Below are 13886 nucleotides of genomic sequence, written 5' to 3'. Positions count from 1 at the left end.
GGGGCATGTGGGGCTGGGGCGGCGGCTGGGGGCCCGGCATGGGCATGGGGATGTGGTAAGGACCGGTCCCGGCATGTCCCCAGCGGGATGCCGGGACGTCTTTGCTGCGTCAGGTGCGGATTATTTCAGGCGATGGTCGGCATAGACGATCATCTGCCAGACTTCCTGCGTGCCCAGCCGATGGGGATGGGCATGGATGGGGGGCAGCAACTGTCCCTCGCTGGCGGCGATTTCAAAGCCGCATCCCGCACAGCGATAGATGCCCGAATGTGGCGCGGGCGTACGCGGATGGTGCAGCCGGTCAAATTCGGCATCGGTCCATACCGTTATGAATTGTGAAGACTGGTACAGCGCCATTCAGGTCTCCATGCGTTACGTCCTGGCGAATACGGGAATGCCGTGCCGGGGATGCAGGGCGGTTCGTGGAATGTGCCAGAAGAAGAACGGTTTGTCGCCATCCTGATTGCCGCATGTAACGCCGCCCCATGGCCCCGATGGCATGGGATGGGGTCAGTCGTCCGAATGGAGGGTCACGGACTGTTCGATGTCGGAAATGACAATACCGTTCAGTCCCCCATGCGCGGCAACCCACTGGAACGCATCAGGATCCGTATCGAATGTCGGGTCGAACCTGCTGCCATGTACCACGCCGTAAGCCTGGTAATAGACATGCGGATCGGCCGGGATATGGTCCGCCGTCCAGGTCCAGTCTTCCGACAGGACGGCCTGTGCCGCGACATTGGCGCAGGGACGGGCGCGGGTCAGGGTGGTGGTGGCGCCGATCATGACGGCGGCCTGCGGGCGGTGATAGCCGCTGTCGCCGCCGATATCCTCCATCTGCAGCGCGCGCCTGCGCTTTTCCTCCCCCGGGGGAAGGCCGCGCCAGCCATCGCCAAAGGGGGCGGCATGCGCACGGTCAAGCGGGTCATCCGCCGGGCCGAAGGCATGGCCGGCGTAATTGAAGACGGTGCCCGACGGTACCGTGATCGAATCGAAACGTGGCATATTGGGTGCGGGATCGGCTTCCGCCACGCGGCGGTCGAAGCAGATGCGGATCTCACCCCCCCATGCGGAGGGCGGGCGCAGGGGCATCAGGCCGGCCATGATCCCGGCCATCCCCGCCATCAGGGCGAATCGAATCATTACCAGTCCTGCGCGCGGTTGCGGGGCCGAAATCCAGCCCCGCAAGCGCAAGCGGCGATACAGGCCCATCCGCATCGGCAAGGGGCCCGCATCACCATGCATGGCGGCCCGGCCGCACCCGTGTCAGATGCGCCGGACAGCCGGTAGCGGGGTCTTACTTGCCCTTGGCGGCCTTGCCGCCAGCGGCGGGGGCGTCAGGGGATTCGACCATGTCCTCGGACACGAAACGAATCGAGTTCTGGGCATCGGCCAGGGCGGCGTCCGCACCCTTGGTATCCTTGCCCGCCAGCAGGTTGGTGGCGCGGTACACGTCATCGGCGCTGGCCTGCAGCGGCGCGATGGCAAGGACGAAGTCCACGTCAACGGCTGCAACCTGCAGGTTCTGGCTGGCCTGCGCGGGCTTGCCCTTGTTCAGGCTGGCGTTGGCGGCGGCGACGGCCGTGCCCTTGGCGGAGGTCGGCTCCAGATCCTCGGTCACGATATATTCGCCATCAACCGGCAGCCATGCGACAGGCTGCGTGCTCGGCGCCGTGGTGGGGGCGGGGGCACCGGCCGGCGCCTTCTTGGGCTTCGAAAGCTGGGATTCAGCCTTCATGAAGACGCGGTTGTCGGTCTTCGCACGGGTGAAGGCGTTGTTGGCATCGGTCAGCAGCTTGCTCGCGCCCGCCGTATCGCCATTGGCCAGCGCGGTGCGTGCCATCGTGATGTCGTCGAATGCGCGGCTGCCGTCGATCGACAGCTTGGTGAAGTCGCGGTTGACGGCGCGCGTGTTCGACGGCGTGGCGGAGGCAACGCCCGTGGCGGCGCCAAGCATCAGCAGCGAGGCAGACAGAAGTCCGATTTTCTTCATTTCCATGACCCTCTGAAAATATTTGGATGACATGATTACCCGCAAACCTTCGCAACAATAAGGGGTGCGCGCGCATCCCCGCTCCTCTTTCATCGCATGTCATGGGATATGGGGGCTGGCTTCCGGCCGCCTGCGCCCTGCCATCGGGGCCCGCGCGACGGGATTGGGGGACGGTTGCGTCAAATCCGGTATGTCTTATGGCGTCGTGTGCGCTAGGATGGGGTGTTTCGTTCCGTATGGGAGCGAAGACGACACAACCAAGGAAAACCATCCATGTCCGAATGTACGACAAAGTGCCCGTCCAAGTCCCCCTGCCTGAAGGGCATCCTGGCGCTTGGGGCGATTGCGGGCCTGATCTTCTTCTTCGTCAAGAAAAAGAAGTGCAACGGCTGATTGCCAGTCATGTGGCGTGGCCGTGGTCCCTTCGGGCCGCGGTGCGTCACACCGCCATGCCGTCCGGCCGGACGTGCGCATGACGGGGGCCGGCGTGACGCAGATCGCGACGTCACAGGCCCCGGATGTGCGGCGGATCATCCATGTGGACATGGATGCGTTCTATGCCTCGGTGGAGCAGCGCGACAATCCCGCCCTGCGTGGCCGCCCCGTCGCGGTGGGTGGCGACAGGCAGCGTGGCGTCGTGGCCGCCGCCAGTTACGAGGCCCGGCGTTTTGGCATCCGTTCGGCCATGCCATCGGTCACCGCGCGCCGCAAATGTCCCGAACTGGTCTTCGTGCCGCCGCGTTTTGACGTCTATCGGGCGGTTTCGGCCCGGATCCATGAAATCTTTGCCCGCTATACCCCGCTGATACAGCCGCTTTCGCTGGATGAGGCATATCTGGATGTCACACATCCGCTTCTGCCACGCGGGTCGGCCACCGAAATCGCGCGTGAACTGCGCGCCACCATCCGCGCCGAAACCGGGCTGTGTGCCTCCGCCGGGGTGTCCTACAACAAATTCCTCGCCAAGCTGGCCTCCGACCATCGCAAGCCCGATGGCCTGTTCGTCATCACCCCGCGGCAGGGGGCGGCGTTCGTGGCCGACCTGCCGGTGGAGCGGTTCCATGGCATCGGTCCCGCCACGGCGGCGCGGATGCATGCGCTGGGCATCCATACCGGGCGTGACCTGCGTGAGCGCACGCTGGCGGATCTGACGCGGCATTTCGGCAAGGTCGCCGCATTTTATTACGGGGTGGCGCGCGGCGTGGACCACCGCCCGGTGGAACCCGACCGCCCGCGCAAGTCGCTGGGCACGGAACGCACGTTCGAGCGTGACCTGTATGAATGGCCTGACATGCTCACGCCCGTATCCGACATGTGCCAGCGTGTCTGGCACGGGTGCGAACGGCGCGACATCACCGGCCGGACCGTGACGCTGAAGGTCAAATACAATGATTTCCGCCAGATCGTGCGCGCCTGCACCCTGATGCAGCCCGTTACCTCGGCGGAGGAACTGCTGGTCCATGCGCAGGGCCTGCTGCGCGGGTGCTTCCCGCCCGAACGTGGTGTCCGGCTTCTGGGCGTCACGCTGTCCACGCTGCTGCCGCGCGCACAGGCGCAGGGCCGCCAGCTTGCCCTTGCGCTGGAGGATCAGCCGCCCGGGAGCGTATCAATCGGTGGCAGCGGCGTCGGGCGCAGGTCGGCCGGCAAATAAAGCGGGTGTTCGGGACGCCGGGCGCGACTGCTCAGGCGCAGGACATTCACCGTGATCCCGGCCGCCTGGAGCATGCGCACCACGTCCGTGCCACGCGCGCGCAGCGCGGGATAGCGCGGGCAGCCATAGGCCGCGACCACAAGGTCCGCCCGGCGCGCCATATCGAGCAGGTAATGGTCATTTTCCGGCCCCACCGGGTCCGCGACCTCCATCAGGCGCGTCTGGTCGGTGCAGCGATAGGCAAAGGTATTGCCCACGAAAATCGCCCCGTATCCCCATGCGCGCGCGTAACGCTGGCATTTGGCGACCGTGCGGTCATCGCCATCTTCCGTCGCGACGGAGGGATTCATCATCAGCCACATCACCGCCGGGCGCGTGGGATCCCACGTGCGCGTCAGCGTATAGCGGTAGCATTTGCCCGGCCCGCCATAGATGGCGTGGCTGACGACGTCATCGGACAGGCGCAGCGGACGCGAACTGCCGACATGATGGGAAGGGGAGGGAGGAGCTTTCTTCATCACCGCTGCTTCATACGCCGTTTCTGCCTGTGATGCATCCTTGGCGGGGCAGGTGCGAAGACGTTGCTGACAGGAAACTTCCTGAACAATAAAGGTTTTTGCTTAATATTTTTGCAAGGAGAAGGCCAGAGACTTCTATTATTTCATAATTTTATTTGAGGAGGTTATTCCAAAAAAGAATGCCGCCTTTTAAAAAAAAGGCGGCACCCGGAACATTTACTTCCTTATGCAGGCAGCCATTCAGCTTTTGCCGCACAGCGGGCGGGGTTCGACCATCAGTTCGCGCCCCTTGAGCATTCCGTCCCAGTACAGCAGCGGCATGACATATTCCTTCAGCAGCCACGCCAGATGCGTCGGGCGACGGCCATCGAGCAGCCATGTCGGCAGGGTCGGTTCCAGCTTGCCGCCATATCCGAACTCCGCCAGCACGATCTTGCCGCGCTCCACCGTCAGCGGGCATGCGCCATAGCCGTCATAATCCGCGACCATCGGCCGCCCCTCCAGCGCGGCGAGCGCATTGACCGCAACGATCGGCGCCTGTTTGCGCACGGCGGCGGCCGTCTTGGCGTTCGACGTTCCGGCCACATCGCCCAGCGCGAATACGTTGTCATACTTGACATGGCGCAGGGTGGCGGGGTCCACCGCGACGAACCCGTCCGCCCCGGCCAGCGGGCTGTTGCGGATCACGTCGGGCGCGCGCTGCGGCGGGACGACGTGCAGCATGGCGAATTCCACCTCGCTCTTCGTCGTCGCGCCATCCGCGCCGACGTTGGAGAAGGTCGCGACCTGCCGCTTGCCATCGACCGCGACAAGGTTGGATTTCAGGTGCAGGTCAACGTGATAGCGCTCGATATATTCCATCAGCGCGGGGACATAGTCCTTCACCCCGAACAGGCCCGGCGTCGCGGTGTGGAAGGAGACGTTGATGTTGTCCGAAATCCCGCGCCGGCGCCATGCGTCGCACGCCAGGTACATCGCCTTCTGCGGCGCGCCCGCGCACTTGATGGGCATGGGCGGCTGCGTGAACACCGCATTGCCGCGCCCCAGCGTCTGGACCATCTGCCATGTATAGGGAGCGAGGTCGTAGCGGTAGTTGGAGGTCACGCCATTGCGGCCCAGCGTCTCGGGCAGGCCCTCGATCGCGTCCCAGTCCAGCATGATGCCGGTGGCGACGATCAGGATGTCGTAGCGCACCGACGACCCGTTCGACAGGTGGACGAGGCGCCCGTCGGGATCGAACCCGGTGGCGGCGGCCTGGATCCAGTCCGCACCGGCGGGGATCAGCTTCTTTTCCGACCGCCGTGTCTGCGACTGCTTGAACACGCCGCCGCCCACCAGCGTCCAGCCCGGCTGGTAGAAGTGCGAGCCCGAGGGTTCCACGATGGCAACGGTGATGCCCGGCTTGCGCTTGAGGATGCTGGCGGCGGTGGACAGACCCGCGGCCCCGCCGCCGATGATGGCGATGTCATAGGTCAGTCCTCGCGCGCTGCTGGCCAGTGCGGGGGCGGAGGGGGCAGGGGTATCGTTCATGTCTGGCTATCTCCTCGGTAACGATCAAAGTGGCCGTGTCGTGGTCTGGCGACATGGCAGAAATGGGCGGAGGATCACACGCGGTCAATCGGGATCTTTATATAACGCGTGCCATTCTCCTCCGCCTCCGGCAGGTGGCCGCCGCGCATGTTCACCTGGACGGAGGGCATCAGCAGGTTGGGCATCGACAGCGTCGCGTCACGCCCGGTCCGCATGGCGACGAATTCGTCCTCGCCCACACCTTCATGAACATGGACATTGTGCGTGCGTTCCGCCCCCACCGTCGTTTCCCATGCGAACGTGTCGCGTCCGGGCGCCTTGTAATCATGGCACAGGAACAGCCGCGTCTGTTCAGGCAGCGACAGCAGGCGGCGGATGGAGCGATACAGCATCCGCGCGTCCCCGCCGGGAAAATCCGCGCGCGCGGTGCCGTAATCGGGCATGAACAGCGTATCGCCGATGAAGGCCGCATCCCCGATCACATACGCCATGTCGGCGGGGGTATGGCCCGGCACATGCAGCGCGATGGCGGGGATGGAGCCGAGCATGAACGTCTCCCCGTCATGGAACAGGCGGTCGAACTGCGACCCGTCGCGCGCGAAACGTGTCCCGGCGTTGAACAGCTTGCCGAAGATGTCCTGCACCCGGATGATGTCCGCCCCGATCGCAAGCTTCCCGCCAAGCTGTTCCTGTATCCACGGCGCGGCCGACAGGTGATCGGCATGGACATGGGTTTCCAGCAGCCATTGCAGCTTCAGGTCGTTGGCGCGGATGTAATCCACCACCTCCTGCGCATGGTGATGGGCGGTCCGCCCGGCGGCGGGGTCGTATTCCATCACACTATCGACAACAGCGGCCTCCCGCGTGGCGGGATCATGGACGACATGCGTTGCGGTAAAGGTCGTATTGTCGAAAAAAGTCTTTATGAACGGCACTTTATTAGACCTCAGGGCTGAAATGACCTGACGGTCGGCAGCGGCGAGGGCTAAATCTGACATGGCTTTGTCTTCATAATAGTTTATAAATTACATAATAAATGTATGTTGTCGTGCATCTTGCGTCAAGGCGCGACAGATGCAAAAGGGGCAGACAATGAACAATGGCATGACCTCACCCATTCCCAACGCCACGGCGCAGCATCCGTTGCGTATCGGCGACACGGCCCCGGACTTTCAGGCCCGTACCTCCCGCGGGGAGATGCGGCTGAGTGATTTCCGCGGCAAATGGCTGCTTTTCTTCTCCCATCCTGCGGATTTCACGCCGGTCTGCACCAGTGAATTCCTGGCGCTGGCGCGTGAATATTCCCGTTTCGAGGCCATGGACTGCGCGCTGCTTGGCCTCTCGGTGGACAGCCTGTATTCCCATCTTGCATGGCTGGAGGCGATTCGCACCCGCTTCGGGACGGAGATTCCCTTCCCCGTGGTGGAGGACCCGTCCATGGCGGTCGGCCAGGCCTATGGCATGCTGGCGGCCGATGCGCATGACAGCGCGACGGTGCGTGCGACCTATTTCATCGACCCGACGGGACTCGTGCGTGCCATCATATGGTATCCGATGTCGGTGGGGCGCTCCGTCGATGAACTGCTGCGCCTGCTTGCCGCGCTGCAGCGTTCGGACAATGGCGACGTCATGACGCCGGAGGGATGGCGTCCGGGCGATGACGTGCTGACCCCCGTCCCCCTGACGCAGGACGAGGTACGCGACGCCAATGGGTGCTGGTTCTATCCCGCGACCCCCGACCGTTCCCCCCCGAAATAGAAGGCGCGCCCATGTCCGCCATGTCCGTCCATATCCTGACGCTGCGCTGCATGAACCGCCCCGGCATCGTCGCCGCCCTCAGCACGACGCTGTTTGGCGCGGGATGCGACATTACCGAGGCGCAGCAGTTCGATGCGTGGGAAAGCCGGTCCTTCTTCATGCGGGTGGTGTTCCGCATGCCCGTGCGTGACGGGGCGGAGGCGGCGCTGCGTGACGCCGTGGCGGTGATGGCGCGCGAATTCGACATGGACTGGACCCTGCGTGCGCGGACACGGCCCACGCGCACGGTGCTGATGGTCTCGCGCTTCGACCATTGCCTGGTTGACCTGCTGTATCGCTGGCGGATCAGCGAACTGGCGATCGACCCGGTCGCGATCATCGCCAATCACCCGCGTGAAACCTATGCCGGGATTGATTTCGGGGACATCCCTTTCCACTACCTGCCGGTCACGGCCGCCACCCGCCCGGTGCAGGAGGCGCGGATCTGGGACATCGTCTCCACCACGGGGGCGGAACTGGTGGTGCTGGCGCGCTACATGCAGGTGCTGTCGGATTCGCTGGTGGCGCGCCTTGTGGGGCGGTGCATCAATATCCACCATTCCTTCCTGCCGGGGTTCAAGGGCGCGCGGCCGTATCACCAGGCCTTTGCCCGCGGGGTCAAGCTGATCGGGGCGACGGCGCATTTCGTGACCGGCGACCTTGATGAAGGCCCGATCATCGAACAGGATGTCGAGCGTATTTCCCATGCCGACAGCCCCGACGACCTCGTGCGCAAGGGGCGCGACATCGAACGGCGCGTGCTGGCGCGCGCGGTGCGGTATTTCACCGAATGCCGCGTCATCCCCGACGGGCGCAAGACAATCGTCTTCAGCGCATGAACGGTCCCGGACGTGGCGCGGGACAGGGGATTGAGAAGGCGGAAACTTCTGTATAAGGCAGGGGAGCAGGGGCTTTTCCCATCCATATCCCGCCAGTTCCGACCTTCAGGAGACACCATGAGGCGCAGAAAACCTGGCTCCATGCCTGATCCGCGGACCCAGTCGGCGGGGTTCGAGCAGGCGCGCCAGTCACGCAAGACCGCGCTGGTGGAGGATTATGTCGAACTGATCGCCGACCTGCTGCATGACGGGCAGGAAGCGCGCCAGGTCGATATCGCGCAGCGCCTGGGCGTGTCGCAGCCGACGGTGGCCAAGATGCTGTGCCGTCTGGAGGCGGACGGCCTTGTCACGCGCCGTCCCTACCGCGGCATCTTCCTGACCGAAGCGGGGGAGAAGATGGCCGCCGATAGCCAGGCCCGCCATCATATCGTGGAGACGTTCCTGCGCGCGCTGGGCATCAGCGAGAAGAACGCCAGCATCGACGCCGAAGGCATGGAGCATTACGTGGGCGAGGAGACGCTGGCCGCCTTTGAACGCGCGATCCGTGCCGGTGTCGCGGAGTTCATGGGCACCCGCGCTGCCCCCGAAAGCCACAAATGACCATGTCGTATGCCGCGCCTTACGGCAGCGGCATGTATTCGTCGGCAAGGTAGTTGGGCGGCCCGCCATCCAGCCCCTCCGGCGCAAAGCCATCGTTATAGGGGCCGTAATATCCCCCCATGCCCGTCTGGGTCTGGTTCCAGTCATTGTCGGCAATGGGCGGCCCGTCAGGCCCGCTGAGTCCCATGTTGTAGGGGCCTGCCCCGTTCGCGCAGGCCGACAGCAGCGCCGTTGCGGCAAACAGACTCGCAAGCCGGATCGGAAATGTCATTGCGTGTCCCTCCCTGTCCCTGCGTCATAGGGGTTTGTTACGCCCTGCGACAGGGGGCTGTGCACAGGGCGCACCTGCATGGCGGTCCTGACATGTGGAGGGCAGAGCTGGAAAAAAGATTTCCAGAGAAAAGTTTCTGGTGAAGCTTTTTTCAAAAAGCTTCAGGGAACGCTGTCTTTAAAAAAAGGGGGCACCCGGAAACTTCCGGATTCAGCAGGCCTGCGTGTCGGAGGGCGCAAGCATCCGCATCTTGCGATGCAGGGTGGACCTGCTGATGCCCAGCATCCTTGCCGCCACCGCCACCTTGCCGCGTGCATTCGCCAGGGCGGAGCGGATCGCCATCTTCTGCGCATGGCGCAGATCGCCGCCTTCGGCCGTGGCCGTGGGGGCGTCGGCAAGGAGGCAGAAATTGAGGTCCTGCGCCGGGGCCACGCCCATATGCACCCGCGCGGCATGGGTCGCACCCACCACCACCCGGTCCGCATCCAGCGCGATCATGGGCACCGACCCGTCGCGCCCTTCGCCCAGCAGCATGACCGCATGCCCGCGATAGCGGTCCATAAAGCAGGCGCGTTCGATCTGGCGCGCCGCCTGGGTCACGATCGCACCGATCAGCGCGGTTTCACGCCCGTCCTGCGTGGGGTGGAACGAACTGGCGTTGATCACGCCCGCCACGCGGCCCAGTGCGTCGTGCACCGGTGCCGCGACACAGGCCAGTCCACGCAGGGCGACGCGCCAGTGCTGTATTGCATGGACGCTTACCGGCCGTCCTTCGGCCAGGCAGGTGCCGATGCCGTTCGTGCCTTCGCGCATTTCATCCCAGACCGCGCCGGGCCACAGGCACCATCGCCGTGACCCGCGCCGGATGGCGGGATCGACCCGATGGGCCAGCACGACACCCTGCGCATCCGCCAGCAGCGTTGCGTAACCCAGCGGGGCGAGCATGGCGTGCAACTGCGCCATCGCCGCCTCCGCATGGCGCGGCAGCGCCCCGGCCCGCTGGCAGCACTGGCGCAGTTCGGCATCGCACAGGACCTGCGGCATCCATGGGGCAACGGGGTCAAGGGCATAGTCATGGCCACACCGGCGCCATGACGCCTCCAGCCCCAATGCCACCTGTGGCGGGGACGTTTCATGGGACACGGGACGGGGGAATGGGGGCATGGGGTGCCTGTCGTGTAACGGTTGGTACGAAAATATGCCGCACGAAGGGTCCGGTGTGCGTGATGTCGCCTTAACCCGTCGCAAAGTGTCGCGTTTCGCGACACTTCGGACATGCGGCGTCACATGGGCGTGAAAGCGGTGCGGCCATGCTTGTTTCGCACGGGGTGGTGGCGCTGTGGTGCGGATGTGCCCGGTCGCGCCAGTGCAGTGTGAAGTGTCCGCTTCCCCGCATGTGGCGCGCCGGGCGGAGGATGAACGCCATAACGAACCCATGGCTGGAACAGGGAAAATATCCATGCAAATAGCGCGTGAAACGCTGCTGCGTTCCTATCGTGCGATGCGCACCATCCGCATGTTCGAGGAACGCCTGCATGTCGAATTCGCAACGGGCGAAATCCCCGGTTTCGTCCACCTGTATTGCGGGGAAGAAGCCTCGGGCGTTGGCGTGTGCGCCAACCTGACGGATAACGACACGATCGCCAGCACCCATCGCGGCCACGGCCACTGCATCGCCAAGGGCGTGGGCGTCGCGGGCATGATGGCCGAAATCTATGGCCGCAGCACCGGCGTGTGCCGGGGCAAGGGCGGGTCGATGCATATTGCCGACCTTGCGTGCGGGATGCTGGGCGCGAACGGCATCGTCGGTGGCGGCCCGCCGCTGATCTGTGGCGCGGCATTATCGCACAAAACGCTACGCAATGGCGCCGTGGCGGTCGCATTCTATGGCGACGGGGCCTCGAACGAGGGCTCGACGCTGGAGAGCCTCAACCTCGCCTCCGTGTGGAACCTGCCCGCCGTCTTCGTGGTGGAGGACAACGGGTATGGCGAGGCCACGGCCGCGTCCTATGCCTGCGCAGGCACGCAGAAGGCGCGCGCGGCGGCGTTCGGCATGCCCTATGTCGAATGTGACGGATCGGATTTCTTCGCCGTGCACCAGGCCTCGGCCGAGGTCATCGCCCATGCGCGCGCGGGCAACGGGCCTGCGATGCTGCATGTCCACCTGCAGCGCTGGTACGGGCATTTCGAAGGCGACGCCATGACCTACCGCGCCGCGGGTGAGGTGGCGGAGGCCCGGCGCGACCATGACTGCCTCAAGCTGTTCCGCGACCGCGTGACGCAGGCCGCCCTGCTGGAGGACACGACGCTCGATGAGATCGACGCCGCCGTCGCGGACGAGATCGAAAGCGCGGTCATGCAGGCCAAGGCCGATCCCCTGCCGCAGGATCCGGACCTGCTGGCGGATGTGTATGTGCGGTACTGAACCGGTTGCGTGCAGGCCGTGCGCAGGCGGGCATATGCCGCCCGCGTGCGCGATCCGCAACCTTTGTCCGAAAGAATGAAGAATGAGCAAGAAAAGCTTTCGACAGGCCATTAACGAGGCCATCCGCCTGGAAATGCGCCGCGACTCGCGCGTCATCCTGATGGGCGAGGACGTGGCCGGTGGCCGTGGCGGGTCCGCCGGGATCAAGGACGCATGGGGCGGCGTGCTTGGCGTGACCAAGGGCATCCTTGAGGAATTTGGCGAGGACCGCGTCCTCGACACCCCGATTACCGAGGCCTCCTATATCGGGGCGGCGGCGGGGGCCGCGGTGACGGGCCTGCGCCCGGTGGCCGAACTGATGTTTGTCGATTTCGTGGGCTGCTGCCTTGACCAGATCATGAACCAGGCGGCCAAGTTCCGCTACATGTTCGGGGGCAAGGCGCGCACGCCGCTGGTGATCCGCGCGATGTATGGCGCGGGCTTCAACGCGGCGGCACAGCACAGCCAGGCGCTATATCCGCTGTTCACCCACATCCCCGGCCTGAAGGTCGTCGTCCCGTCCTCCCCCTATGAGGCGAAGGGCCTGCTGATCGAGGCGATCCGCGATGACGACCCGGTCATCTTCCTTGAAAACAAGGTCATGTATGATGACGAGGAAGACGTCCCGGACGAGGCCTATACCATCCCGTTCGGGGAGGCGAACCTGACGCGTGAGGGCGGGGATGTCACGATCGTGGCCTTTGGCCGCATGGTGGGCCTGGCCAACCAGGCGGCGGACAGCCTTGAACGCAAGGGCATAAGCTGCACCGTCATCGACCCGCGCACGACATCGCCGCTGGATCGCGACACGATCCTGGAATGTGTGGCCGATACCGGCCGGCTTGTGATTGTCGATGAATCGAGCCCGCGCTGCAACATGGCGACCGACGTCGCGGCCCTGGTGGCGGAGGAGGCGTTCGACGCCCTGCGCGCGCCGATCCGCCGCGTCGTGCCGCCCCACACCCCGGTGCCCTTCGCAACGGTGCTGGAGAACCTCTACCTTCCCAGCGTGGAGAAGATCGAGGCGGCCGTCACATCGGTCATGAACGTACGCGTTACGGAGAAAGCCTGACATGGCAAGTGAGATCACACCCATCACCATGCCCAAATTCGGCCTTGCCATGACGGAGGGGAAGGTCGCTGGCTGGATGATCGCCCCCGGCAAGCCGGTGAAGGCGGGCGACGAACTGGTTGATATCGAAACCTCCAAGATCACCAACGCCTTTGAAAGTCCGGCGTCGGGAATCCTGCGCAGGCAGGTCGCCCCCAATGGGGAGACGCTGCCGGTGGGTGCGCTGATCGGGGTGGTGGCGGATGCGTCGGTGCCGGATGCGGAAATCGACGAATTCATCACCCGGTTCCAGGCGGAATTCGCCGAAAGCAATGCCTCCGCCAAGGGCGAGGAGACGGCGGTGGAGCCGACCCTTGTAACGGTTGGTACGCATACGCTGCGTGTGCATGACCTTGGCATGGGTAATGCGACGCCACTGGTGCTGATCCATGGTTTTGGGGGGGATCTCAAGAACTGGATGCTCAATCATGCGGCGCTGGCGCATGGGCGGCGGGTCATCGCGTTCGACCTGCCCGGCCATGGCGGGTCGTCCAAGGATGTCGGGCCGGGCACGCTGGCGTTCTTCGCCGACGTAACAGTGCAGTTGCTGGAACATTTCGATCTGCCGAAGGTGCATGTGATGGGCCATTCGCTGGGCGGGGGGATCGCGCTGACGCTGGCGCAGGCCGCGCCGCAGCGCGTGGCGTCGCTGTGCCTGCTTGCCCCGGCCGGATTGGGGCCGCAGGTCAACATGGCCTTCATCAACGGCTTTATCGAGGCGGACCGCACGCGGGCGTTGCAGGACGTGCTGAAATTCCTCGTGCATGACAAGTCGCTGATCGGGCGGCGCATGACCGATGACGTCCTGCGCTACAAGCGCCTTGATGGCGCGCAGGCGGCGTTGCAGACGGTGGCGGCGGCGTGTTTCCCCGATGGCAGGCAGGGCGATGACCTGCGTCCGGTGCTTGATGCCGCGCCATGTCCTGTCACCCTGCTGTGGGGGGAGGAGGACGAGATCCTGCCGGTCACGCAGGCCGACGGACTGTCCGCATCCATCGCGCGCCATGTCTTCGGCGCAATCGGGCACATGCCGCAACTGGAATGTGCGTCCGACGTGAACGGCATCGTGGAGACGTTCCTTACGCAGCACGACCACTAAGTGCATTGCATGT

The 13886-nt window shown here is 64.8% G+C and carries 15 protein-coding genes; 7 read left to right on the top strand and 8 right to left on the bottom strand.

Annotated elements, in window-relative coordinates:
• Positions 1–120: 120 nt before the first annotated feature.
• The 3 genes from HNH97_RS05650 to HNH97_RS05640 all read right to left on the bottom strand — a co-directional run bounded on the left by HNH97_RS05650 (position 121) and on the right by HNH97_RS05640 (position 1993).
• Positions 121–357 carry a hypothetical protein gene (locus HNH97_RS05650; protein ID WP_110913905.1) on the bottom strand — a complete coding sequence of 79 codons (237 nt, stop codon included), beginning with the start codon at positions 355–357 and terminating at the stop codon, positions 121–123.
• Between the two features lie 153 nt (positions 358–510).
• Positions 511–1143, bottom strand: coding sequence for a hypothetical protein (locus tag HNH97_RS05645; protein WP_227744294.1), 633 nt, complete (start codon positions 1141–1143; stop codon positions 511–513).
• Between the two features lie 154 nt (positions 1144–1297).
• Entirely contained in the window at positions 1298–1993 is a 696-nt protein-coding gene (locus tag HNH97_RS05640; protein WP_110913924.1) for a YfdX family protein, read from the bottom strand.
• A gap of 472 nt (positions 1994–2465) precedes the next feature.
• Here HNH97_RS05640 and dinB point away from each other — a divergent pair, with 472 nt between their 5' ends.
• The gene (dinB, locus tag HNH97_RS05635) at positions 2466–3644 is read left to right on the top strand and encodes a DNA polymerase IV (RefSeq protein WP_171790182.1); all 1179 of its coding nucleotides are present in this window, start codon (positions 2466–2468) and stop codon (positions 3642–3644) included.
• On the opposite strand, the gene HNH97_RS05630 is transcribed toward dinB, so the two are convergent.
• The 3 genes from HNH97_RS05630 to HNH97_RS05620 form a co-directional block, all read right to left on the bottom strand.
• On the bottom strand, positions 3581–4162 hold the full coding sequence (locus tag HNH97_RS05630; protein ID WP_171790180.1) for a DUF1643 domain-containing protein: 582 nt from the start codon (positions 4160–4162) through the stop codon (positions 3581–3583). The two genes, dinB and HNH97_RS05630, sit on opposite strands and share 64 nt — an antisense overlap.
• Before the next feature lie 240 nt (positions 4163–4402).
• A complete protein-coding gene (locus HNH97_RS05625; RefSeq protein ID WP_171790179.1) occupies positions 4403–5692 on the bottom strand; it encodes an NAD(P)/FAD-dependent oxidoreductase in 1290 nt (429 codons plus the stop codon).
• 74 nt (positions 5693–5766) lie between these two features.
• Positions 5767–6690 (bottom strand): MBL fold metallo-hydrolase, encoded by a 924-nt coding sequence (locus tag HNH97_RS05620; RefSeq protein ID WP_171790178.1) that lies wholly within the window; start codon positions 6688–6690, stop codon positions 5767–5769.
• Positions 6691–6796: 106 nt separating this feature from the next.
• On the opposite strand from HNH97_RS05620, the gene HNH97_RS05615 reads away from it, so the two are divergent.
• The 3 genes from HNH97_RS05615 (at position 6797) to mntR (ending at position 8928) form a co-directional block, all read left to right on the top strand.
• Entirely contained in the window at positions 6797–7450 is a 654-nt protein-coding gene (locus tag HNH97_RS05615; RefSeq protein ID WP_227744295.1) for a peroxiredoxin, read from the top strand.
• An 11-nt stretch (positions 7451–7461) separates the two neighbouring features.
• On the top strand, positions 7462–8328 hold the full coding sequence (purU, locus tag HNH97_RS05610; RefSeq protein WP_171790177.1) for a formyltetrahydrofolate deformylase: 867 nt from the start codon (positions 7462–7464) through the stop codon (positions 8326–8328).
• A 117-nt stretch (positions 8329–8445) separates the two neighbouring features.
• Positions 8446–8928: a manganese-binding transcriptional regulator MntR gene (gene mntR, locus HNH97_RS05605; protein ID WP_110914478.1), complete on the top strand. Its 483-nt coding sequence runs from the start codon at positions 8446–8448 to the stop codon at positions 8926–8928.
• 19 nt (positions 8929–8947) lie between these two features.
• On the opposite strand, the gene HNH97_RS05600 is transcribed toward mntR, so the two are convergent.
• On the bottom strand, positions 8948–9199 hold the full coding sequence (locus tag HNH97_RS05600) for a hypothetical protein (RefSeq protein WP_110914477.1): 252 nt from the start codon (positions 9197–9199) through the stop codon (positions 8948–8950).
• A gap of 210 nt (positions 9200–9409) precedes the next feature.
• Positions 9410–10363 carry a GAF domain-containing protein gene (locus HNH97_RS05595; RefSeq protein WP_171790176.1) on the bottom strand — a complete coding sequence of 318 codons (954 nt, stop codon included), beginning with the start codon at positions 10361–10363 and terminating at the stop codon, positions 9410–9412.
• 295 nt (positions 10364–10658) lie between these two features.
• Between HNH97_RS05595 and HNH97_RS05590 the strand changes: the two genes are divergently transcribed.
• The 3 genes from HNH97_RS05590 to HNH97_RS05580 all read left to right on the top strand — a co-directional run bounded on the left by HNH97_RS05590 (position 10659) and on the right by HNH97_RS05580 (position 13873).
• A complete protein-coding gene (locus HNH97_RS05590) occupies positions 10659–11624 on the top strand; it encodes a thiamine pyrophosphate-dependent dehydrogenase E1 component subunit alpha (protein ID WP_171790175.1) in 966 nt (321 codons plus the stop codon).
• An 82-nt stretch (positions 11625–11706) separates the two neighbouring features.
• Positions 11707–12735, top strand: a complete 1029-nt coding sequence (locus tag HNH97_RS05585) for an alpha-ketoacid dehydrogenase subunit beta (RefSeq protein WP_171790174.1) — start codon at positions 11707–11709, stop codon at positions 12733–12735.
• 1 nt (position 12736) lies between these two features.
• A complete protein-coding gene (locus tag HNH97_RS05580; protein WP_171790173.1) occupies positions 12737–13873 on the top strand; it encodes an acetoin dehydrogenase dihydrolipoyllysine-residue acetyltransferase subunit in 1137 nt (378 codons plus the stop codon).
• The last annotated feature ends 13 nt before the right edge of the window (positions 13874–13886 follow it).

The sequence above is a fragment of the Gluconacetobacter entanii genome, assembly GCF_013155425.1.
In the GTDB taxonomy this organism is placed as follows: Bacteria; Pseudomonadota; Alphaproteobacteria; order Acetobacterales; family Acetobacteraceae; genus Novacetimonas; species Novacetimonas entanii.
The sequence above is the reverse complement of the archived record's forward strand: the minus strand, read 5'-3'. Positions and strand labels throughout refer to the sequence as shown.

Bases quoted from the DNA above. Each gene is read 5' to 3' on its own strand.
- HNH97_RS05650 (WP_110913905.1), bottom strand. From the start codon at position 357: ATGGCGCTGTACCAGTCTTCACAATTCATAACGGTATGGACCGATGCC.
- HNH97_RS05645 (WP_227744294.1), bottom strand. From the start codon at position 1,143: ATGATTCGATTCGCCCTGATGGCGGGGATGGCCGGGATCATGGCCGGC.
- HNH97_RS05640 (WP_110913924.1), bottom strand. From the start codon at position 1,993: ATGAAGAAAATCGGACTTCTGTCTGCCTCGCTGCTGATGCTTGGCGCC.
- dinB (WP_171790182.1), top strand. From the start codon at position 2,466: ATGACGGGGGCCGGCGTGACGCAGATCGCGACGTCACAGGCCCCGGAT.
- HNH97_RS05630 (WP_171790180.1), bottom strand. From the start codon at position 4,162: ATGAAGAAAGCTCCTCCCTCCCCTTCCCATCATGTCGGCAGTTCGCGT.
- HNH97_RS05625 (WP_171790179.1), bottom strand. From the start codon at position 5,692: ATGAACGATACCCCTGCCCCCTCCGCCCCCGCACTGGCCAGCAGCGCG.
- HNH97_RS05620 (WP_171790178.1), bottom strand. From the start codon at position 6,690: ATGTCAGATTTAGCCCTCGCCGCTGCCGACCGTCAGGTCATTTCAGCC.
- HNH97_RS05615 (WP_227744295.1), top strand. From the start codon at position 6,797: ATGACCTCACCCATTCCCAACGCCACGGCGCAGCATCCGTTGCGTATC.
- purU (WP_171790177.1), top strand. From the start codon at position 7,462: ATGTCCGCCATGTCCGTCCATATCCTGACGCTGCGCTGCATGAACCGC.
- mntR (WP_110914478.1), top strand. From the start codon at position 8,446: ATGAGGCGCAGAAAACCTGGCTCCATGCCTGATCCGCGGACCCAGTCG.
- HNH97_RS05600 (WP_110914477.1), bottom strand. From the start codon at position 9,199: ATGACATTTCCGATCCGGCTTGCGAGTCTGTTTGCCGCAACGGCGCTG.
- HNH97_RS05595 (WP_171790176.1), bottom strand. From the start codon at position 10,363: ATGCCCCCATTCCCCCGTCCCGTGTCCCATGAAACGTCCCCGCCACAG.
- HNH97_RS05590 (WP_171790175.1), top strand. From the start codon at position 10,659: ATGCAAATAGCGCGTGAAACGCTGCTGCGTTCCTATCGTGCGATGCGC.
- HNH97_RS05585 (WP_171790174.1), top strand. From the start codon at position 11,707: ATGAGCAAGAAAAGCTTTCGACAGGCCATTAACGAGGCCATCCGCCTG.
- HNH97_RS05580 (WP_171790173.1), top strand. From the start codon at position 12,737: ATGGCAAGTGAGATCACACCCATCACCATGCCCAAATTCGGCCTTGCC.